We start from the raw sequence: 19421 nt of genomic DNA on the forward strand, positions 1-19421 counted from the left end.
TCTGCGGCGGCCACCGATGTGGCACTAGGTCCAACAGACAATATGAGAACAAATGCGAGTAATACGAACGGTCTTCGCATCGGGCCAAACGTTCAGGAGTTCCCCCCAAAAGAGGTTTGGCCGACGTGGTGGTTCGTCGGTGGATTCTACTCGTACTCGTAGAAGCCCTTCCCCGTCTTCTTGCCGAGGTCGCCGGCGTCGACCTTCCGCTTCAGCAGGTAGGCCGGCTTGTACCGGTCGCCGAGTTCCTCGTGGAGCGTCTCGGTCGCGTGCAGACAGATGTCGAGACCGATGTGGTCGGCCAGCTGGAGGGGGCCCATCGGGACGTTCGTTCCGAGTTTCATGCCCGTGTCGATGTCCTCCTTCGTGGCGACGCCCTCGTCGAAGGCGCGGATGCCCTCGTTGATCCACGGCATGAGGATGCGGTTGGCGACGAAGCCGGGCTTGTCGTCGGACTCCCAGGTCTCCTTGCCGAGCGCTTCGGCGAGGTCGTGTGCGAGCTGGAGGGCCTCGTCGCTGGTCTTCTCGCCGTAGACGATTTCGACGCCCTTCATGACGGGCACGGGGTTCATGAAGTGGAGGCCGACGAGGCGCTCCTCGGAGTCGATGGCCGAAGCGATGGTCGTGATGGAGAGCGTCGAGGTGTTCGTCGCGAGGAAGGTATCCTCGTCGACGACACCCTCCAGCTCCGCGAAGATGTCCTGCTTGACCTCCATGTCCTCGAGAGCGGCCTCCACGACGGCCTGACAGTCGGCGAGGTCGCCCATGGCCGTCGTCCCGGTGATGCGCGAGAGGGCGTCGTCGCGGTCGCTCTCGTTCAGCTTGTCCTTGCGGACGAACCGGTCGAGCGAGTCCTCGATGGTCGAGAAGCCGTTCTCGACGTACTCCTCCTCTATGTCGCGCATGACGACCTCGTAGCCGTTCATCGCGGCTACCTGAGCGATGCCGCTCCCCATTGTCCCTGCGCCGATGACGCCGATACGCTCGATGCTGTCGAGGTCGTAGACCATGGGTCGCAATTCTTGCGACCGGTCCAAAGAACTGCCGGTCCGTCTGGCGGTTCGCCCGCTCCGGGACCTCGAGTGCGCCGGTTCCGTCTCGATTCCGGCACGATAAGATTGAAGATGAGGTGGCGTCAGGTACACACGATTACGGATGGCTGCAGACGACGGTGGGGACGAGGCGACGGAGGCTGGTGACCTCGTCGCGCTCGATGGCGTGCCAGAGGCGGCGGCCGCGGAACTCGAAGAGGCGGGCCTCTCGCCCGCGGACGTGACCGAGAAACGGGTCTCGTACGTCGACCTCCTCGAGGCGGGCGTCGACCAGGAGGTAGCGACGGCCATCAGGCGACGGTACTCGCTGACGTGGTCGTCGACCCTGGGTGACGGGCTCGACGACCGGGCGGCCGAGATGGGCGGCCTCCAGCGCGGCGAGCGTGACTGGGTCGCGGCCAGCACGAGCGACTGGGAGGAGCTCGGCGTCCCCGAGTACGACCCCATCGAGCGCGAGCCGGTCGACTACTGGGCGGACCACGACCGGCCGACACCGGTCCGGCAGGTGGTCGACGACTACGTGGCCGACCAGCTTCGCACCGCGGGCATCACCTCAGTCAACCAGCTCGCCGGTGTCGACGCAGCCGCGCTGGCCGAGGCACTGGAGGTGCCCGTGATGCAGGCGAGGACGTGGCGCTTCGCGGCTCGAGAGTCTCGCTGAGAGCCACGCTACCCCGCCACCCAGTGGACAGCAGATATTTACTATGACTGTAGTGTTTTTCGAGCCATCCGTGGCGGCCTTACGAGACCTCTAGAGCCCGTTTAGACGCCACTGAAGCCATTTCTCCCCCGCGCGGGACGACCACTATCCTTTATATGCTGCACGTCGGACGTTTCGAACGAATGCGTCCTATCGACGACTCCCCCACCGTTCGCGACGGAAAGATGCTCATCCTGGCGATGGACCACGGCCTGGAACACGGCCCGGTCGACTTCGAACCCGTCCCGGAGACGATCGACCCCGAGACGGTCTTCGACGTCGCCACACACGACGCCGTCACCGCCTTCGCGGTCCAGAAGGGCGTCGCTGAAGCGTACTACCCGTCCTACGAGGACGACGTCAACCTCCTGCTGAAGCTCAACGGGACCTCCAACATGTGGCGCGGCGAGCCCGACTCGGCGGTCAACTGCTCCGTCGACTACGCGGTCGAGGAGCTGGGCGCTGACGCACTCGGCTTCACCCTCTACGGCGGCTCCAACCACGAGATAGAGATGGCCGAGGAGTTCCGCAAAGCGCAGGAAGCCAGCCGCAAGTACGACGACATCCCGATGGTCATGTGGTCGTACCCGCGCGGCCAGGGGCTCCGAAACGACCGCACGCCGAGCACCATCGCGTACGCGGCCCGGCAGGCGCTCGAGCTCGGAGCCGACGTGGCGAAGGTCAAGTACCCCGGCTCCGAGGAGGCCATGGACTGGGCCGTCCAGAGCGCGGGTAAGACGAAGGTCGTCATGTCCGGCGGCTCGAAGACCGACGACTACGAGTTCCTGAAGACGGTCGAGGCCAGCATGAACGCCGGCGGCAAGGGCCTCGCAGTCGGGCGGAACGTCTTCCAGCGTGAGGACCCCATCGCCATCCTCGACGCGCTCGAACAGGTTATCTTCGAGGGCGCGTCCGCCGAGGAAGCGCTCGACCGATGAGTCAGGTCGACCGCGATTCCACGGTCGACGAGATACTCGAGACGGTCGCCGCGGCCGCCCCCGAGATCCGCCGCGGCCTCGTCGGTCGCCGGAGCAAGGTCGACGGGGAGAACCCGAGCGGCGAGCAGCAGGCCGAGGCCGACGTCTGGGCCGACCGCCTGCTCGAGGAGTGGCTACTCGATATCGACGGCGTCGGCGCGTACGCCAGCGAAGAGCGCGAGGGCATCGTCGAGAGCGAGGACGGCGACGGGCTGTCCATCACCTGCGACCCCCTCGACGGCTCGTCGAACCTGAAGCCCAACGCAGCGATGGGGACCATCGTCGGCGTCTACGAGGGTGGCCTGCCCGCGCCGGGTACGGACCTCGTCGCATCCGCGTTCGTCCTCTACGGCCCAATCACGACGATGACGGTCGCACGTGACGAGACGGTCGTCGAGTACGAGATCGACTCGGACGGCGAGATGCGCGTCATCCGCGAGGGGCTCACGCTCCCGGACGACCCGACCGTGTTCGGGTTCGGCGGCCGCGTCCCGGACTGGACGACCGAGTTCGAGTCGTACGCGCGCGAGATAGAACGGGAGCTGAAGCTCCGCTACGGCGGCGCGATGATCTCCGACGTGAACCAGGTGCTCACGTACGGCGGTATCTTCGCCTATCCGGGGCTGCAGAGCCACCCGGACGGGAAGCTCCGACTACAGTTCGAGGGCATCCCCATCGCGAACATCGTCGAAGCCGCGGGCGGCGCGAGCAGCGATGGAGAACGGTCACTGCTCGACGTCGAACCGACCGAGCTCCACCAGCGCGTCCCGGTTCACGTCGGGAACGAGACGCTCATCGAGCGACTCGAAGCTGCGCTGGCGTAGGTACCCAGCGAACCACTCTCGCCCGGCTCCTTCTCACACGTCGTCGACGAGGTCACGGCGGTAGCTCACGTCGATGGTGAAGCCACCGTCTCGCAGCTCGAAACGGATGCTGTCGAGGGTCGTCTCGTACACCTTGTAGTGTGTCCCCTCTTCGTCGACGCGGTCCCGGGCCTCGAGCAGGTCGTGCTCTGTCAACGCGTCGATGCGCCGGTAGATGGTCGGCTCCGACTCGTCACATCGCGTCGCCAGCTCCTGGGCCGACATCGGTTCGACCGAGGTGAACGCGAGGATTCGGCGAGCCGTCTCCCGTTCCAGTACGTCGAACAGCGTCTCCGCGTCCCAGCCGTCGGTCACGAGTACGATGACGGACCCGCGTCGGAAAAGGCTGGTTCCACACAGGTTTCACTGCGTGAGAATGGACGGGAGCAGTACGGATAACGACCACCCGCCAGAACCGCCCGGTTCTGCCCTCAGAACCGGTGTTCTGCCGGGCGAGAATGGAGCACTCGCAGAATCGCACGGTGGGCCGCGGGGAGACCACCTCGCCGTTTTCACGCGCGACGAATCGTCGCCGCTCACTTTTGCCGTCCGGCCTTCGCTCCGGGTGGGACGATGGCACAACGCTATCGTGGACGTCACGGCACTACGCAACGTGAAGAACTGGACCTCGAACTGGACAGGGAGACGCTCGTGGCACTCCCGACGAGGCACCCGTGGGCCGTGCGGTTCCTCGTATTCGAGCTACTCATGCTCGGCGTCGCGACGACGATTCCGCTGGCGTATCCCGCCAGTGAACTGGCGTCGGTCGGCTTCGGCGCCGTCGTCACGGCGATGCTACTGACCGCTCTCGTCGGACTGGTGGCCGGGCTCGCTTCGGCGGTCAGGTCGCTCGTCGGCCGGTATCGTCGCACGAGAGCGGACCTGTAAGTAGCACCGTCGCAGGGACCACGAGACCACCCGGTGACGACTTCTCGGCTGCGTACCGGAATCGCCCTCCGACCGAACGTGAACCGTAGTGCGGTTCACGGTTCCGTTCCCCACCCCACTCCGGCAAGTGTCACGACTACCGAAAAAGGGAAAGCTTTCTCACCGAACCCTGCGCACCTCGCTGTATGAAGGTCCGTATCAGCGAGGGGGCGTCCGACGAGGAGGCTTCCGCCATCGCCGTAGCGCTCGCAGAGCACGTCGGCGACCAGGTCGAGGTGTACGTCGGCCGCGCCGACGACCCGGCGGCGGTCGAATCTGCCCCGGGCTCCGGCGGCGCCGTGACCGACGTCGACGACTACGACCTCGGGCCGACCGAGCGCGAGGAGACCCTCATCGAAGAGATAGAGGAGATCCTCAAGGGCGGTCCCGAGAAGTACAAGGAACGGCTCCCGGAGCAGGGGAAACTGTTCGTCCGCGACCGCATCGACCTCTGGTTCGGCGAGGACGGCCTGCTGTTCGAAGACGGCAAGTTCGCCGAGTTCGACAACGAGGACCAGCTCCCGGCGGACGGCCTCATCACGGGCGCGGCCGACTTCGAGGGGCGTGACCTGCACTTCATGGCCAACGACTTCACCGTCAAGGCGGGGTCGATGGCAGCGAAGGGTGTCGAAAAGTTCCTCCGGATGCAAGAGCGCGCCCTGAAGACCGGGCGTCCGGTGCTCTACCTGATGGACTCCTCCGGTGGGCGTATCGACCAGCAGACCGGTTTCTTCGCCAACCGACAGGGCATCGGGAAGTACTACTACAACCACTCGATGCTCTCCGGGCGAGTTCCGCAGATATGCGTACTGTACGGACCGTGTATCGCGGGCGCGGCGTACACGCCGATGTTCGCGGACTTCACCATCATGGTCGAGGAGATGTCCGCGATGGCCATCGCCTCCCCGCGGATGGTCAAGATGGTCACCGGCGAGGACATCTCCATGCAGGACCTCGGCGGTCCGCACGTCCACGCCGAAGAATCGGGCAGCGCCGACCTCGTCGCCGAAGACGAGGAGCACGCTCGCGAGCTCGTCTCGCAGCTGGTCACCTACCTGCCGGACAACTCCGACGAGGAGCCGCCACGGGCCGAACCGAAAGCGCCCGCGAAGCCGCCCGCCGGCATCGACGGCGTCATCCCGGAGGAGCCGAACCGCGGCTACGACATGAAGCGGGTCATCGAGCGAATCGTCGACGCCGGTTCGTACTTCGAACTCCGTCCGGACTACGGCAAAGAGATAATCACGGCGTACGCCCACATCGACGGCAGGCCCGTCGCTATCGTCGCCAACCAGCCCGCCCAGCGCGCCGGTGCGATCTTCCCCGACGCGGCCGAGAAGGCTGCCGAGTTCATCTGGAAGTCGGACGCGTTCAACATCCCCCTCCTGTACCTGGCGGACACGCCCGGCTTCATGGCCGGGTCCCAGGTCGAGAAGGACGCCATCCTCGAGAAGGGGAAGAAGATGATCTACGCGACGAGCAGTGCGACCGTCCCGAAACAGTGCGTCGTCGTCCGGAAGGCCTACGGTGCGGGCATCTACGCGATGTCCGGCCCCGCCTACGAGCCCGAGTCCACCATCGCGCTCCCGTCCGGTGAGATAGCCATCATGGGCCCCGAGGCGGCCATCAACGCCGTCTACGCGAACAAGCTGAACGCCATCGACGACCCCGAAGAACGGGCGAAGCGTGAGGCGGAACTTCGCGAGGAGTACCGGCAGGACATCGACGCCCACCGGATGGCGAGCGAGGTCGTCATCGACGAGATCGTCCCGCCGTCTTCACTTCGTGAGGAGCTCGAGAACCGGTTCGCGTTCTACGAAACCGTCGAGAAGGAACTGCCGGACAAGAAACACGGAACGATCCTCTGACCGCTCCCACGGCGATAGTCCTGGGATTCCATCAGTGAGAATCCGTAGACACGTCGCGGAAAAGACACGGCCAGGCTGTTCGAGGACAGCTCACTCCTTCTCGCACTCCTTGTCGTCGAATCGAGCGACCGGGCCGTCCTCTAACGAACCGTTCGTCGGGGCAGCTATCACCGTCTTGGCGCCGATATAGGTAGTAAAGCACTCCCTACTCTCCAGTAACGTCTCACTAGTGTCTCCCGAATGGACACCTCGTATGGTTATAGTTAGCGCATATATATTGGTGTGCCTGTCCTCTCTACTGATGCCCAGGGCGAGCGGACGAATCGCTCGGGTCGGTCATCACTGCCGACCGGGCATCGGGGGAGACGATACGGCCGGTGGTCACACCACCGGACTGGCCGGCGGCGAGGGGGCCGCTGGCCGGATAGAGGTTCATCGTAGCCGACACCGCAACGGTATCGGCACACCTGTCACGGTTTAATACGTATCGGCGTTTCGGGGGGAGCGCCGATAACGGTCGTCTCTCGCTCCGGGCCTTTTGAGGAACGACGCACCAGAACGACGAGCGAACGCCTCTCGTCGGGTCGCGTGCGTCACTCCCGGTACGTGCGTTCGACGAGCCGTCTGAGCACGCGGACCTCGTCCCTGATCGCCTGCCACTGTGCGAGCGTGCCAGGGATCTCGGGTTCGTCGTGCCGTGCTCTCTGCTCGCTCAGCAGTTTCTGGACCGCTCGCGGGTCGTCGACGTTCCAGAAGACGAGTTCCTGTCCGAGCCCGCCAGCCGTGTCGACGGTAACTGACCCGTAGCCGAACTGCGTCCCGAGAATACCCTGTTCGTAGGAGGAGTTCTGGACGCTCTCGAAGTCGACGGAGATGACGCGCCGCGAGAGCCCGCCAGTCTTCCGGTAACAGCCCTGGTTCGTCACGACGTAGCGGGTGTTGATCACGTAGAAGTAGGCGAGCAGTGGTGGCCCCAGCCCGAGGAGAGCGACCGCAAGAAGCGGTGTCGGTAGCTCGGCGACGGTCACGAGCGCGACCGCACCCAGTGCGACGACCAGGCCGAGAACGGCCGCAGGTAGCACGGACTGGATGCGCGGCGACGCCGACCAGAGTACCTCCTCGCCATCGTCGAGCGTGAGCCAGTCCTCCGTCATCGCTCCTGGTCCGGGGACCGTCCGCGGCCGGTGACGTCTCCGTCGGTCGGGGCCCCATCGTCGACTCGCTCGGCCCGAGCTTCCTCGGCGGCTCCTCCGTCGGGGTCGGGTTCCTCACCCGAGTCCGAGCCGTCAAGTTCGACCGAGGTAGTTGGATGATCGGAGCCCGTCGACCGCTGGTTGGAGCTGGTCGACCGCTGGCCGGTGGCCTCCACGTCGCGCAGACCGGCACCCTCGAACGAAGACCGTATCGCTCGAAGCTCGGCCAGTATCTCGTCAAGCACCTGCGCCTTGTCCGGCTCGTCGTCGTCCGACTGCTTCCGCGACCGCTTGATGTGCCTGTTGACGAGCTCCTGGACCTCTTTCGGGTTCGTGACGGCCTGGAACTGCATCTCGACGCCGGAGCCGCCCGCGGTCGAGATGTCGACGTTGCCGTAGCCGAAGTGCTTCCCGAGGACGCCCTCGTTGAACGAGATGTTCTGGACCTTCTCGAAGTCTATCTTCTGGACGTCGCGAGAGAGCACCCCCGTCTTCTTGTAGAGACCGTCGGTCGTGACGACGTAGTGCGTGTTCTCCCGGTAGAGGTAGGTGCTCGCGATGATGGCGAGCCCGAGGCCGAATACGGGAGTCAGTACGAGCCCGACGGCATAACCGGACAGCACGCTCTTCGAATCGGGTTTGCCGGACCAGACCACCGTCTCGTCCTCGTCGAACGTCAACCAGTCGAAGTCGGAACCGTCCACGTCGCTCATACGCCTGTCGTGGGGCAGGCGCGCGGATAGCTGTTCGGGTAGAAACAGGTCGCGGTGGGCTGAGGCGGTACCTCAGGTCGGTTCACTCGGCCAGTTCGGGCGGCTCCACGCGCGAGAGACGCATCGCGTTCCCGGTCACAGCCGTGGTCATCCCGACGTCGCCCGCGAGGACGACGAACCAGAGCGGGATGGCGAAGACGGGGATGAGCACTGCGAGCAGTGCCTTCGCACCGAGGCTCCCCCAGACGTTCTGGCGGATGACACTGTTCGTCTGCCGGGACAGGTCGACGAGATACGGGAGGCGGGAGATGTCGTCGGTCATCAGCGCGATGTCGGCCGTTTCGATGGCGGTGTCGCTGCCGGCCGCTCCCATCGCGATACCCACGTCCGCGGTCGCGAGCGCGGGCGCATCGTTGATCCCGTCGCCGACCATGGCGACGGTCCCGCGTGATTTCAGCTCGGAGACCGCTTCCGTCTTCTCCTCGGGGAGCAGTCCGGCCCGAACGTCGTCGATGCCGAGTTCGGCCGCGACCGCCTGTGCGGTTCCCTCGTTGTCGCCGGTCAACATCACGACCTCGAGGCCACGGTCTTGGAGCGCCCGGACCGTCCGCTTCGCGTCCTCGCGAACGGTGTCGCTGACCGCGATGACGCCCTCGAGGTCGTCCTCGGTCCCGACGAGGACGACGGTCTTCCCCTGCGACTGGAGTTCGGGGATGGTGTCCTCGACGAGTGCGAGACAGCCCTCTCGCTCGCAGAGTTGGCGGACCTCGGGCCGCGTCTGGCCGCCGTCGGTCGTCAGGTGGACGTGGTCGAGGTCGAACCCGAGGTCGGCGAACAGGGCCGGTTTGCCAGCGTAGTGGGGGACGTCCGAGAGCCGGGCTTTCACGCCCTCGCCGGTCAGACTCTGGAACTCGTCGACCTCGCGGTGTTCGACGCCCGCTGCATCGGCGTGCGCCACGATGGCGTCGCCGATGGGGTGTTCGGAGCGTGCTTCGAGCCCGCGGGCACATCGGAGGACGTCCTCCTCGGAGTTGCCGTTCAGGGGGACGACGTCTGTGACGGTCAGTTCGCCAGTGGTGAGCGTCCCGGTCTTGTCGAAGGCGACGACGTCGACTTCGCCCATGGTCTCCAGGCGGTCGCCTCCCTTGACGAGGATTCCGCGCTTCGCCGCGCTCGTGACCGCGGAGACGACGCTGACGGGCGTCGAGATGACGAACGCACACGGGCAGGCGATGACGAGCAAGCTGATGCCCTTGACCGCCCACTCGACCCACGGTGCGCCCAGCGCGAGCGGCGGAACGACCGCGACGAGTATCGCGACGGCCGTCACGAGTGGGGTGTAGTAATCGGCGAATCGCTCGACGAAGCGCTCGCGCTCGGTCTTGTTGGCCTGGGCGTCGGTCACGAGGTCCGCTATCTTGGCGAGGGTCGACTCGTCGGCCAGCGCCGTCGCCTCGACCTCGAGGTAGCCCTGTTCGTTGACCGTCCCGGCGTAGACCTCGTCGCCGCGGGACTTGTCCACGGGCACCGACTCGCCTGTGATAGGTGCCTCGTTGACGGCGCTCTCGCCCTGTCTGACCTCGCCGTCGACCGGTATCTTGCTCCCCGGCTGGACGATGACGACTTCCCCGACGCGGACCTCGTCGGCGGGAATCTCGACCTCCTCGCCGTCTCGACGGACGCGGGCCGTCTCGGGGGCGAGGTCGAGCAGTTCGTCGAGTGACTGCCGGGCGCGTTGCACCGACAGCTTCTCCAGGAGCTCGGCGACGTTGAAGAGGAACGCCAGCGATGCCGCCTCGACGAGCAGGTTTTCGCCCGGCACGAACACAGTCAGGCCGACCGAGGCCAGGATGGCCGCACTCATCAGGAAGTCGATGTCGAGCGAGACGTTCCTGACCGAGTAGAGGCCGTTCCGCAGGATGACCTGCCCACCCGCGGCGACCGCGCCGAGCAACAGCAGATCGGCGAGGACGTAGGTCTGGCCGAGCACGGTTCCGAGCTCGGGATTCGGGAGCGGACTGGCCCAGACGAGCAGTGCGAGCCCGACGAAGACGCCGGAGACGATGGTCTTCAGGCCACGAGGCGTCCGCCAGACGGAGCCGTCGTCCTCCTCCCCGTCTTCGAGTACATCGTAGCCGGCACCTTCGACGGCGGCCACGATCGTCTCACGGTTGGTTCGTTCCGGGTCGTAGCCGACGACGAGCGTGCCAGTGGTCGGCCGCGGGTCGATGGCGGTGACGCCGTCGACGGTCGAGACGCTGGATTCGACCTTCCCGGCACAGGAGGGGCAGTCCATGTCGGGGACGTCGAGGCGGAGGGTCGCCTCGGCGTCGGCCAGGGAGTCGCCAGCGTTCGTCTCGGCCGAGCAGCTCTCGTCCGAACAGCATCCGGAGTCCGACGCGGTCGCTTCGCACGGCTCTTCGTGGTCCTGGTTTCCGTGCTCGGTGCCGTCGTCTCTCTCGCGGTCGTCGCGGCTGCCGCCGCGGTCGGCGTCACAGCCACACGACCCGTCGTCGCACTCGTCGCTCATTAGGTGAGAGTAGTTCTGCCGAGGTTATTAAATCAGCTGCTATCAAATGCCGTCTCGGTAACTCATCTTAACAATATTTTCGAGCTCGATTGTTAACTCTGGCTCGAGAGTACCGCCGGCGTCCGCGGCGAATCAGGCCGACAGCGTGTCCACGGCGGCGCGAGAGACTGAAGACTAATGTACGCACCTGTCGTACGTGAACACCGATAGATGGCTGTGGCAGAACGACGTGCCTGCGATGGGTGTGACCGCCAGTTTTCGCTCGAGAACCTCTGGTCGGTGACGATGCCTGGCGGGACGAAGTCGGTCTGTTGCCCGGAGTGTCGAACGTACGCAGAGTCGGTCGCCACCCGCGCAGAGATCAGTACCCGACGACGAGAGTGCGACGGCTGTACGACGTCGTATCCCGTCAGCAACCTCGACGAGGTCATCCTTCCCGACGGCGTCAGCGTACTCTGTTGCCCGGAGTGTGTCCAGTACGCGCCAGCGGTCGACGAGTCGGAGACCGTCGACCGGGACCCGAAGGGCGAGGCGGAGACGGTCTCCGACCTCGAAGCGAAAGAGCCCTCCAAGGCGACTCGCCGTAAGAACCTCTGTCTGCAGTGTCGGGAGTGGTACTCCGTCGAACTCTACCGCGTCGTCACCATCGACGGGCGGACCGAGCGCTTCTGTCAGTCGTGTACGGAGCGCGCGAAATCGGACGGCATCGTCAGGAAGGTGAAGATGCGCTCGGCCGAGGCGTACGAGATACTCGGACTCACGTCGGTTCCCGACCCGAACACGCTCCGCGAGGCGTACATCAGCCGCATCAAAGACGTTCACCCGGACCGTGGTGGGAGTCAGGAAGGGTTCAAGCGCGTCCAGCAGGCGTACGAGCGGTTGCGCGACGACGGTTAGTTCTCCGACTGCGTCCCGTCTTCCCGTTCGACGAAACCGAGCGTCGCCGGGTTGAAGAAGTAACGCGACCCGCACTCGTCGCAGGACGCCACGAGTGGCTGTCTGTGCTTGTACTGCTGCCAGAGCGTCTTCTGGGTCGCTTCGACATCCAGCGTCACTGGGTGGCCACAGTCGCCGAAGTTGCACGGGAAGCGGACGAACCAGTTCGGGGTCGACAGCGTACCCAGCGGTGCGAGCACCGACCGGAGCCGACACAGCAGGTTGAAGACGGTCGTCTCCCGCTCGTCGGGATCGAACTCGATACCGTCCTGTCGCTCGATGTAGCCGTCCGGACGGACACCGGGCTCGTACATCGGGAGCACGGGAATGCCGCGAGCCACGGCGAAGCCGACCTCCTGTTGCACCCACGGACTCTCCGCCCCCGCCTCCGTGAGGACGCAGACGACCACGTCGCTGTTCGCCAGCCGTCCCTTCAGGTCTCCCCTCGGCCGGCCGGTCTCGACCTCCTCGGACGCAACGTGGACGCCGACCGGGAGGTTCCGAAGCGTCGAGAACACCGTCTGGACGGCCTCGACGTCGGTCGGCGCGTGGGAGACGTACACCTGCTCGTCGGACATACCTGACACTCTCGGGTCGGCCACAAAATACTTGCTCACGGTACGGTCGCCCGCTTCAGGCCGTCAGGTTGGATGAAGAAGGAACCGACAACGTGGAGACGAGTCCTTACAGCGTGGAGACGAGGTCCTCCAGCGCGGCCCTCGGGTCGTCCGCCTTCGCGACGCCGGAGGCGAGCAGGACGCCCGAGGCGCCGAGTTCGGCCGCGGCGGCGACGTCCTCGCCGGTGGAGATTCCCGCACCGCAGAGCACATCGACGTCCTCGTCGACCGCGGCGGCGGCCTCGACCGCGCCAGTCACTATGTCCGGGTCGGCCTGACTGACGGGCGTGCCGGTCCCGATGAGCTCCGGCGGCTCGACGGCGACGGCGTCCGGACCGAGCGCGGCGGCCGCACCGATCTGTCGCGGGTTGTTCGCGCAGACGATCGTCTCCATGTCGTTCCGCTCGGCCGCGCGAAGCGAGGCGTCGATGTCGGCGAGCTTCAGCCGGTTCTCGGAGTGGTTGAGCATCGTCCCGTACGCGCCCGCGTCCGCGGCCGCCTCGGCGAGCGTGCTCCCGGTGTGGCTCCCGTGTTCGACGGGGCTGACGTGCTGGGCCCACGTCTCGACGCCAGTCTCGGCCACGCGTTCGAGGTGGGCGGCCTGCGGGGCGACGGCGACGGTCGCGTCTGTGTCTTCGTTCACTTCGGCGGCGGCGGACGCGACCTCGACGGGGTCGCAGGGGTACGCCTTCAGGTTGACGAGTACGAACATGCCTGAAAGGCCACGAGGACGACCCAAATAGCTACCTGTTCGGGCGAAGCTACTCGGCCGTCGCGGTGGAGATACTACTCGACCTTCGCGGTGGAAGCTGCTCGGCTATCGCGGTGGCGAAACGAGAAAACCGGAGAAGGAACGGTTCAGTCGTTACAGCAACCGGACGCCTCGTCGGCGAAGTCGAGACCGAGTTCGTCGGAGAGGACGTCGTTGACCTTCTCGAGGCGGGCGTCGAGGCGGTTCTGGGCCTCGAGGTACTCGGCCATGGCCGGGATGTCGTGCAGTTCCTGCTGGGTCTCCTGCAGGTTCTTCAGGTCCTCCTGGGTCGCCTGCCCGGTCTGCCGGGCGAGCATGAACTCCTGGCGGACGGACTCGAACTCCGATATCTTCTCCTGGGCCTCGTCGGACGCCTCGACGGCCTCCTGCGCCTCCTGGAACTGCTCGTACTCCGGAAGCTCGCGGAGTGCCGCACCCAGTTCGCGTGCTTTCTCGTCGACCCCGCTCGTCTCGTCGGTCCCGTCGGGCTGCGTCTCGATGCTCATGAGCGCGCTTTCGGGTTGGACGTGTTTCAACCTGCCGAAGCCGGGTGGCCGTCACGGAGCCTCCGGCCGCCCGGTGCATTACTGTCGTCGCCAAACGAGTTAGGCCGGGGTTCCGAGTCGAGAAACGAGAAACCTACAGGCGGTACATCCCATGCTCGAACCGGACACGGAGAGACCTCGCTGTGGTGAACAGACCACGGAGGAGACACGATAACGATGGCCGAGACGTTCGGCCTCATCAGTCTGGTCCCCGCATTGCTCGCCATCCTGCTGACGCTCCTGACGCGACAGGCGCTCCTGTCGCTGTTCGCGGGCGTCTGGATGGGTGCGACCATCCTCGTCGGCTGGAACCCGCTCGCCGGCGCGGCCCGTTCGCTCCAGTTCGTCGTCGAGAACGTCACGGCGACCTTCAACGCGACGATGCTGTTGTTCACGTTCCTCATCGGCGCGATGCTCGGGATGATATTCCTCTCGGGCGGGATGCGGGCGCTGGCCGACCGCATCGTCAGCGCCATCAAGACGAGAAGACAGGCCCAGATCGGGACCGCCGGACTCGGGCTGGTCATCTTCTTCGACTCCTACGCCAGCACGATGATCACCGGCTCCGTGATGCGCCCCGTCACGGACCGCTACAACATCAGCCGCGAGAAGCTGGCGTACATCCTGGACTCGACCACGGCACCGATGGCGAGTATCTCGGTCATCTCGACGTGGCTCGGCTTCGAGCTCGGACTCATCCGAGACCAGTTCCAGAAGCTCGGCGTCGAGCAGTCACCGTTCGTCGTCTTCCTCGAGTCCATCCCGTACCGCTTCTACAGTATCTTCGCGCTCATCCTCGTCTTCGCCGTCGTCCTCGGTGACTGGAACATCGGCCCGATGAAGCGGGCCGAAGAGCGCGCCCGGAACGAGGGCAAGCTCGTCCGCGACGACGCAAACCCGATGATGGAGACACAGGCGGGCGATATCGAGACGCCCGACCATGTGGATGCGAAATGGTGGTACTTCGTCGCGCCCATTCTGGCCGTCGTGGCCACGACCGTGTTCAGTCTGTTCTACACGGGTGGAATCATGAATGGGACCTCGATTCCTGCAGCACTGTGGAGCGCTGTAACCGGGTTGACACTCGCGCCAATCATCGATCCCCTGCTGACTGGGACCGGCCCGACCGAAGCCCTCTCGAACGCAGGAACCGCGAAGTCGCTTCTCTGGTCGTCGATGGCCGGCTGTGCGACCATCCTCTACATCCTCGTCGTCCACGCCCGCATCGCGCTCGAGGACGTGAGCGACTCCATCTTCGAGGGGTTCAAGATGGTCATGTTCCCCATCGCCATCCTCTCGCTCGCGTGGTCGATGGGTGCCGTCAGTTCGGCACTCGGGGTCGGCCCGTACGTCGTCAGCGTCGCAGAGGGCGTCATCACGCCGGGTATCCTCCCCGCCGTGGTGTTCTTCAGCGCCGCGCTCATCAGCTTCTCCATCGGGACCTCGTGGGGGACGATGAGCATCCTGTTCCCGGTCGCCGTCCCGCTGGCGTTCAACCTCGGCACGCCGCTGGCACCCGCCATCGGCGCAATCCTCACCGGCTCGCTGTTCGGTGACCACTGTTCGCCCATCAGCGACACGACCGTCATGTCGAGTATGTTCGCCGCGAGCGACCACGTCGACCACGTCAACACGCAGGTGCCGTACGCGTTCCTCGCGGCTGGCGTCGCCATCGTCTCGTTCCTGCTCGCAGGGATGACGGGCCTCGGCGGCGTCGCCACCGTGGTGCTCGGCGCACTCGTCGTGGTGTCCGTCGCGTACGTCCTCTCGGAGCAGCTGGACCGCAACGTCGGCATCGACGTCGCCCGCGTCTTCGGCGACTGACTGGCCGTCGGTTGCATCCAGGCGATTCTTCTCTCTTCCTGCTGGCGGTTGAACAGGATGAACGGTGCCTGAACGGTAATCGCCATTGATAGTGAGGGTGCCCGTACTCTCCGGTATGACCGAGCGCCAGCCGACCGTCCTCGTCGTCGCCGCGGACGAGCTGACGCGCCGCCGGTACGTCGACTGGCTGGACGGGGCAGATCATCGCGTGGTCGGGACCGGCGTCCGCGACGAGGCGCTCGCGATGGCGAAACGAGCCGCCGTCGTGCTGGTCGATGGACCGCTCGGTGGGACGAGCCACGCGACCATGGTGCGGGCACTCGACAGACAGGGTCGAGCCGGCGCGGTCGTCTCCGTCGGCTCGGCTGGCAGCCCAGGGCTCGACTGCGACGCCGTCCTCGAGTCGCCGGTCGCCCCCGAGGACCTGGCCCGAGTGGTCGACCGGCTGGTCTCCCGGGCGACCTACGTCGACCGACTGGACGCCCTGCTCGCGGCGGCGCGTCGCGCGACCGGGACGACCGCCGAGCCCGGGTCGCGAACGGCCGAACTACAGTCCGAGACGCGGTCGCTCCAGCGCGAGTTCGAGGCGGGTGATTTCGAGGCGATGTTCCGCGCAATCGGTCCCTCGTGAACGGGCGTCACTGCCCCACATACCGCCGTCTGTGAACCGAGGAAGTTAACCGTCCGCTCTGGTTAATCCGGTCCAATGAGCAACGAGTCGTACTCCGAGGGCGACCTCCGCAACACGGGCATGTCCCTCAAGCACGATCGCGAGTGGGATTACGAACTTGAACGCATCGTGGAGGCCGTCGACGAGCGCGACGCCACCAAGGTCGGCTTACAGTTCCCCGAAGGGCTCAAGCGACGCGGCCCGCGGGTCGCCGACGACCTGCGCGAACTGCTGCCCGACGAGGTCACCGTCCTCATCTCGGGCCAGCCGTGTTACGGCGCCTGCGACCTCGACACCTTCCTGATGCGGCGCACCGACGTCTTCGTCCACTTCGGCCACTCTCCGATGAAGGAGTCGGACAAGATCATCTACGTCCCGCTGTTCTCCAACGTCGAGGTCCGCCCCATCATGGAGCGGGCCGTCGAGGAGGAGCTGGAGACGGGTGACGTCGGTCTGGTCACCACCGCCCAGCACATGAACCGCTTCGAGGAGATGAAGGAGTGGCTCACCGAGGAGGGCTTCGACGTCCACACCCGCAAGGGCGACGACCGCCTCACCCACGAGGGCCAGGTCCTCGGCTGCAACTACGCCTCCGCGGACATCGACGCCGACCAGATCCTCTACGTCGGCGGCGGCAAGTTCCACCCGCTCGGCCTCGCGATGGAGCACCCCGACAAGACGGTCGTCATCGCCGACCCCGTCAACAACGTCGTCACCGTGGCAGACACGGAGAAGTTCATGAAACAGCGCTACGGCGCCGTCCACCGCGCCATGGACGCCGAGAAGTTCGGCGTCATCTTCTGTACGAAGATCGGCCAGGGCCGCTGGGAGATAGCCGAGGAGATCGTCGACAACAACGAGAACGCCTACCTCATCACGATGGACGAGGTCACGCCGGACCGGCTGCGCAACTTCAACATGGACGCCTTCGTCAACACGGGCTGTCCGCGCATCACGACCGACGACGGTCCGCAGTTCCACAAGCCGATGCTCACGCCGCAGGAGTACAAGATTGCCATCGGCGAGGAGCCGCTCGAGGACCTCGCGTTCGACACGTTCCACGGGACGTGGTGAGCGGACTGACCGCATTGTCGTCCACCGTATCGCTCCACGACCAGTTCCGAAACCTGTAAACACCGCCACCGACCACGAGAACACATGGAACTCACCGTCACGGAGAACCTCGACCAGGAACTCCACGTCGAGATCGCAGGCGAGGACCACACGTTCATGAACGTCCTCAAGGGCGCGCTCCTGGAGACGGAGGGCGTCAGCGCCGCGACCTACGACATGAACCCGGAGCAGTCCGGTGGCCAGACAGAGCCCATCCTCACCGTCAAGACCGAGGAGGGAACCGACCCCATCGACGCGCTCGCCGCCGCCGCAGAGCGTGTCCAGGAGAAGACCTCGGCCTTCCGCGACGCCTTCGCGAACGCGGCCTGAACGTCTCGTTCTTGCAGCTGCCGATTCGCGTCCATCGAGCGACGCCTGTCCACCGTCAGCAGACCGCGTGGACGACCCAGATGCTCCCGTCCGGTCCGACGTGGACGTCGACGGCGTAGCTCTGATCGGCCGATTCGATGGCCCCGCGTGTGCCCGCGTCGAACACGAGTGCGGCGTAGATGGAGGTCGCGAGCTGGTCCTCCGACTCGAACTCGTCGACGGTGGTCGCCAGTCCATCGGGCGACCTCGAACCAGAGATGATGAGCGATGCCGGTGAGTTACAGCCGAGCGAGAAGTCCTCGACGGAACCGGAGACCGAACCGCCCTCGTAGGTGTCGACCACCCGCTTCTGGTTCTCGAACTCGGCTGCCCGGTCGAGGTCGGACGAGGTGCCGAGTTCGGCGAGTCCCTCGGATTCACGGTGGTCGGCGACGCGCTGGTGAACCGCGGCTTCGACCGCTTCCAGGTCCAGCCCGTTCGCTTCGTCGGCGTGCCCCGGCGCGTCGGAGACTGTCGGCCCGTCGAGGGCATCCATCAGCGGGGTCGGGACGGAGACTACACCGCTGAACAGGAGGGCACCGAGGATTGCGAGGATCGCGAGTGGCAGGAGTGCTGGCTTCGCGTGATCGAGGTAGCTCGAACCAGCGAGTTCCGCGTCGAGATGCGAGTAGTCCGGCGTCTGCTGGTCGAGCGTCATCCCGCCACAGCGCGTGCAGGGTGGATTGTTCCGGTTGTGCTGGGTCTCACAGTCTCGACATCGCCAGACGAACCGCTCGTAGGCTCCAGCGTCACCACCACAGTCGTCGCAGGGAGGTGCCCGCGACGTTTCCGCACAGTGGTCGCATCTCCACGTCATTCATCCGACAATATCAGCGGTAGTGCAAATAGCTGCTGGCTGTTAGCGATGGTCCAGTACCCGGCAGGAGAGATGCGGAAGACGGGCGGTCAGAGCCGGACCGGCACGCCGCGCTCGTCGAGGTACTCCTTCACGTCGCGAATCGTGTACTCGTCGAAGTGGAAGATAGAAGCCGCGAGACCGGCGTCGGCGCCCGCTTCCGTGAATACCTCGTACATGTCCTCCGGGCCGCCACAGCCCGACGAGGCGATGACCGGCGTGTCCACGGCGTCGCAGACCGCCTTCGTCAGCGGGATGTCGTAGCCGTCCTTGGTGCCGTCGGCGTCGATGGAGTTGACGAACAGCTCGCCAGCACCGCGCGACTCGGCCTCCTCGGCCCATTCGACCACGTCGCGCCCGGTCCCCTCGCTGCCGCCTTTCACCGTACACTCGAACCAGCAGGACTCGCCGTCGACCTCGGCGTAGTACTCGCCCTGCTCGTCGTACCGGCGTCGGGAGTCGACCGAGATGACGATGCACTGGCTGCCGAAGGCGCGTGCGCCCTCCTTCACGAGGTCGGGGTTCGCCAGCGCGCCGGAGTTGATGGACACCTTGTCCGCGCCCGCCCGGAGCGTCTCCTTGATGTCCTCGGTCGTCCGGATGCCGCCGCCGACGGTCAGCGGGATGAACACCTCGTCGGCGACCGCCGAGACGGTGTCGAGCATGGTCTCGCGGCCGTCCGAGGAGGCCGTGATGTCGAGGAAGACGAACTCGTCTGCACCCGATTCGTTGTACGCCCGCGCCATCTCCACCGGGTCACCCGTGTACGCCAGGTCCTCGAAGTTGACCCCCGTGTACACCGCCGCGTTGCCGTCCTCGTCCAGGTCTACGTCGATACAGGGGATGATTCGCTTCGTGAGGGGCATTCGTTACCCGTGATTCGTGCGTGGCGGCTTTCACGGTTTCGACCGGGGACA

Annotated in this window: 21 protein-coding genes; 10 read left to right on the top strand and 11 right to left on the bottom strand. The window is 65.7% G+C overall.

Annotation, left to right across the window (positions count from 1 at the left end; genetic code table 11):
* Positions 1 to 146: 146 nt before the first annotated feature.
* Entirely contained in the window at positions 147 to 1010 is an 864-nt protein-coding gene (locus ACSC1Y_RS14025) for a 3-hydroxyacyl-CoA dehydrogenase family protein (RefSeq protein WP_435335543.1), read from the bottom strand.
* Positions 1011 to 1155: 145 nt separating this feature from the next.
* Between ACSC1Y_RS14025 and ACSC1Y_RS14030 the strand changes: the two genes are divergently transcribed.
* From ACSC1Y_RS14030 to ACSC1Y_RS14040, 3 genes are all read left to right on the top strand, one after another.
* Positions 1156 to 1713 (top strand): DUF7409 domain-containing protein, encoded by a 558-nt coding sequence (locus ACSC1Y_RS14030; protein ID WP_435335544.1) that lies wholly within the window; start codon positions 1156 to 1158, stop codon positions 1711 to 1713.
* Between the two features lie 182 nt (positions 1714 to 1895).
* On the top strand, positions 1896 to 2690 hold the full coding sequence (locus ACSC1Y_RS14035) for a class I fructose-bisphosphate aldolase (protein WP_435335545.1): 795 nt from the start codon (positions 1896 to 1898) through the stop codon (positions 2688 to 2690).
* Complete coding sequence (locus ACSC1Y_RS14040) at positions 2687 to 3553, top strand: class 1 fructose-bisphosphatase (RefSeq protein ID WP_435335546.1); 867 nt, start codon at positions 2687 to 2689, stop codon at positions 3551 to 3553. The genes ACSC1Y_RS14035 and ACSC1Y_RS14040 overlap by 4 nt, the downstream gene beginning before the upstream one ends.
* A gap of 33 nt (positions 3554 to 3586) precedes the next feature.
* Here ACSC1Y_RS14040 and ACSC1Y_RS14045 read toward each other — a convergent pair whose 3' ends face one another.
* Complete coding sequence (locus ACSC1Y_RS14045; RefSeq protein ID WP_435335547.1) at positions 3587 to 3907, bottom strand: ArsR/SmtB family transcription factor; 321 nt, start codon at positions 3905 to 3907, stop codon at positions 3587 to 3589.
* A gap of 258 nt (positions 3908 to 4165) precedes the next feature.
* On the opposite strand from ACSC1Y_RS14045, the gene ACSC1Y_RS14050 reads away from it, so the two are divergent.
* Positions 4166 to 4480 (top strand): hypothetical protein, encoded by a 315-nt coding sequence (locus ACSC1Y_RS14050; RefSeq protein WP_435335548.1) that lies wholly within the window; start codon positions 4166 to 4168, stop codon positions 4478 to 4480.
* Between the two features lie 185 nt (positions 4481 to 4665).
* Positions 4666 to 6387 (top strand): acyl-CoA carboxylase subunit beta, encoded by a 1722-nt coding sequence (locus tag ACSC1Y_RS14055; protein ID WP_435335549.1) that lies wholly within the window; start codon positions 4666 to 4668, stop codon positions 6385 to 6387.
* Between the two features lie 295 nt (positions 6388 to 6682).
* On the opposite strand, the gene ACSC1Y_RS14060 is transcribed toward ACSC1Y_RS14055, so the two are convergent.
* The 4 genes from ACSC1Y_RS14060 to ACSC1Y_RS14075 form a co-directional block, all read right to left on the bottom strand.
* On the bottom strand, positions 6683 to 6823 hold the full coding sequence (locus ACSC1Y_RS14060; RefSeq protein ID WP_435335550.1) for a hypothetical protein: 141 nt from the start codon (positions 6821 to 6823) through the stop codon (positions 6683 to 6685).
* A 157-nt stretch (positions 6824 to 6980) separates the two neighbouring features.
* Positions 6981 to 7541 carry a PH domain-containing protein gene (locus tag ACSC1Y_RS14065; RefSeq protein ID WP_435335551.1) on the bottom strand — a complete coding sequence of 187 codons (561 nt, stop codon included), beginning with the start codon at positions 7539 to 7541 and terminating at the stop codon, positions 6981 to 6983.
* Positions 7538 to 8293 carry a PH domain-containing protein gene (locus ACSC1Y_RS14070; RefSeq protein ID WP_435335552.1) on the bottom strand — a complete coding sequence of 252 codons (756 nt, stop codon included), beginning with the start codon at positions 8291 to 8293 and terminating at the stop codon, positions 7538 to 7540. The genes ACSC1Y_RS14065 and ACSC1Y_RS14070 overlap by 4 nt, the downstream gene beginning before the upstream one ends.
* A gap of 82 nt (positions 8294 to 8375) precedes the next feature.
* The gene (locus ACSC1Y_RS14075) at positions 8376 to 10823 is read right to left on the bottom strand and encodes a heavy metal translocating P-type ATPase (protein WP_435335553.1); all 2448 of its coding nucleotides are present in this window, start codon (positions 10821 to 10823) and stop codon (positions 8376 to 8378) included.
* A gap of 285 nt (positions 10824 to 11108) precedes the next feature.
* Between ACSC1Y_RS14075 and ACSC1Y_RS14080 the strand changes: the two genes are divergently transcribed.
* A complete protein-coding gene (locus ACSC1Y_RS14080; protein ID WP_435335554.1) occupies positions 11109 to 11720 on the top strand; it encodes a J domain-containing protein in 612 nt (203 codons plus the stop codon).
* Here the strand turns inward: ACSC1Y_RS14080 and ACSC1Y_RS14085 are convergent.
* From ACSC1Y_RS14085 to ACSC1Y_RS14095, 3 genes are all read right to left on the bottom strand, one after another.
* Entirely contained in the window at positions 11717 to 12337 is a 621-nt protein-coding gene (locus ACSC1Y_RS14085; protein ID WP_435335555.1) for a toll/interleukin-1 receptor domain-containing protein, read from the bottom strand. The two genes, ACSC1Y_RS14080 and ACSC1Y_RS14085, sit on opposite strands and share 4 nt — an antisense overlap.
* Before the next feature lie 106 nt (positions 12338 to 12443).
* Positions 12444 to 13088 carry a triose-phosphate isomerase gene (tpiA, locus tag ACSC1Y_RS14090; RefSeq protein WP_435335556.1) on the bottom strand — a complete coding sequence of 215 codons (645 nt, stop codon included), beginning with the start codon at positions 13086 to 13088 and terminating at the stop codon, positions 12444 to 12446.
* Between the two features lie 146 nt (positions 13089 to 13234).
* Positions 13235 to 13633: a YlbF/YmcA family competence regulator gene (locus tag ACSC1Y_RS14095; protein ID WP_435335557.1), complete on the bottom strand. Its 399-nt coding sequence runs from the start codon at positions 13631 to 13633 to the stop codon at positions 13235 to 13237.
* A 216-nt stretch (positions 13634 to 13849) separates the two neighbouring features.
* Between ACSC1Y_RS14095 and ACSC1Y_RS14100 the strand changes: the two genes are divergently transcribed.
* From ACSC1Y_RS14100 to ACSC1Y_RS14115, 4 genes are all read left to right on the top strand, one after another.
* Positions 13850 to 15496, top strand: coding sequence for a Na+/H+ antiporter NhaC family protein (locus ACSC1Y_RS14100; RefSeq protein WP_435335558.1), 1647 nt, complete (start codon positions 13850 to 13852; stop codon positions 15494 to 15496).
* A gap of 115 nt (positions 15497 to 15611) precedes the next feature.
* On the top strand, positions 15612 to 16127 hold the full coding sequence (locus tag ACSC1Y_RS14105; RefSeq protein ID WP_435335559.1) for a DNA-binding transcriptional response regulator: 516 nt from the start codon (positions 15612 to 15614) through the stop codon (positions 16125 to 16127).
* A gap of 75 nt (positions 16128 to 16202) precedes the next feature.
* Complete coding sequence (gene dph2, locus ACSC1Y_RS14110; protein ID WP_435335560.1) at positions 16203 to 17240, top strand: diphthamide biosynthesis enzyme Dph2; 1038 nt, start codon at positions 16203 to 16205, stop codon at positions 17238 to 17240.
* Between the two features lie 84 nt (positions 17241 to 17324).
* The gene (locus ACSC1Y_RS14115) at positions 17325 to 17609 is read left to right on the top strand and encodes a DNA-directed RNA polymerase subunit L (RefSeq protein WP_435335561.1); all 285 of its coding nucleotides are present in this window, start codon (positions 17325 to 17327) and stop codon (positions 17607 to 17609) included.
* A 55-nt stretch (positions 17610 to 17664) separates the two neighbouring features.
* Here the strand turns inward: ACSC1Y_RS14115 and ACSC1Y_RS14120 are convergent, their stop codons facing one another.
* The gene (locus tag ACSC1Y_RS14120) at positions 17665 to 18465 is read right to left on the bottom strand and encodes a hypothetical protein (RefSeq protein ID WP_435335562.1); all 801 of its coding nucleotides are present in this window, start codon (positions 18463 to 18465) and stop codon (positions 17665 to 17667) included.
* 89 nt (positions 18466 to 18554) lie between these two features.
* Entirely contained in the window at positions 18555 to 19370 is an 816-nt protein-coding gene (gene hisF / locus ACSC1Y_RS14125) for an imidazole glycerol phosphate synthase subunit HisF (RefSeq protein WP_435335563.1), read from the bottom strand.
* Between the last annotated feature and the right edge of the window lie 51 nt (positions 19371 to 19421).

Source organism: Haloarchaeobius lipolyticus (assembly GCF_051208015.1).
Lineage (GTDB): Archaea > Halobacteriota > Halobacteria > Halobacteriales > Natrialbaceae > Haloarchaeobius.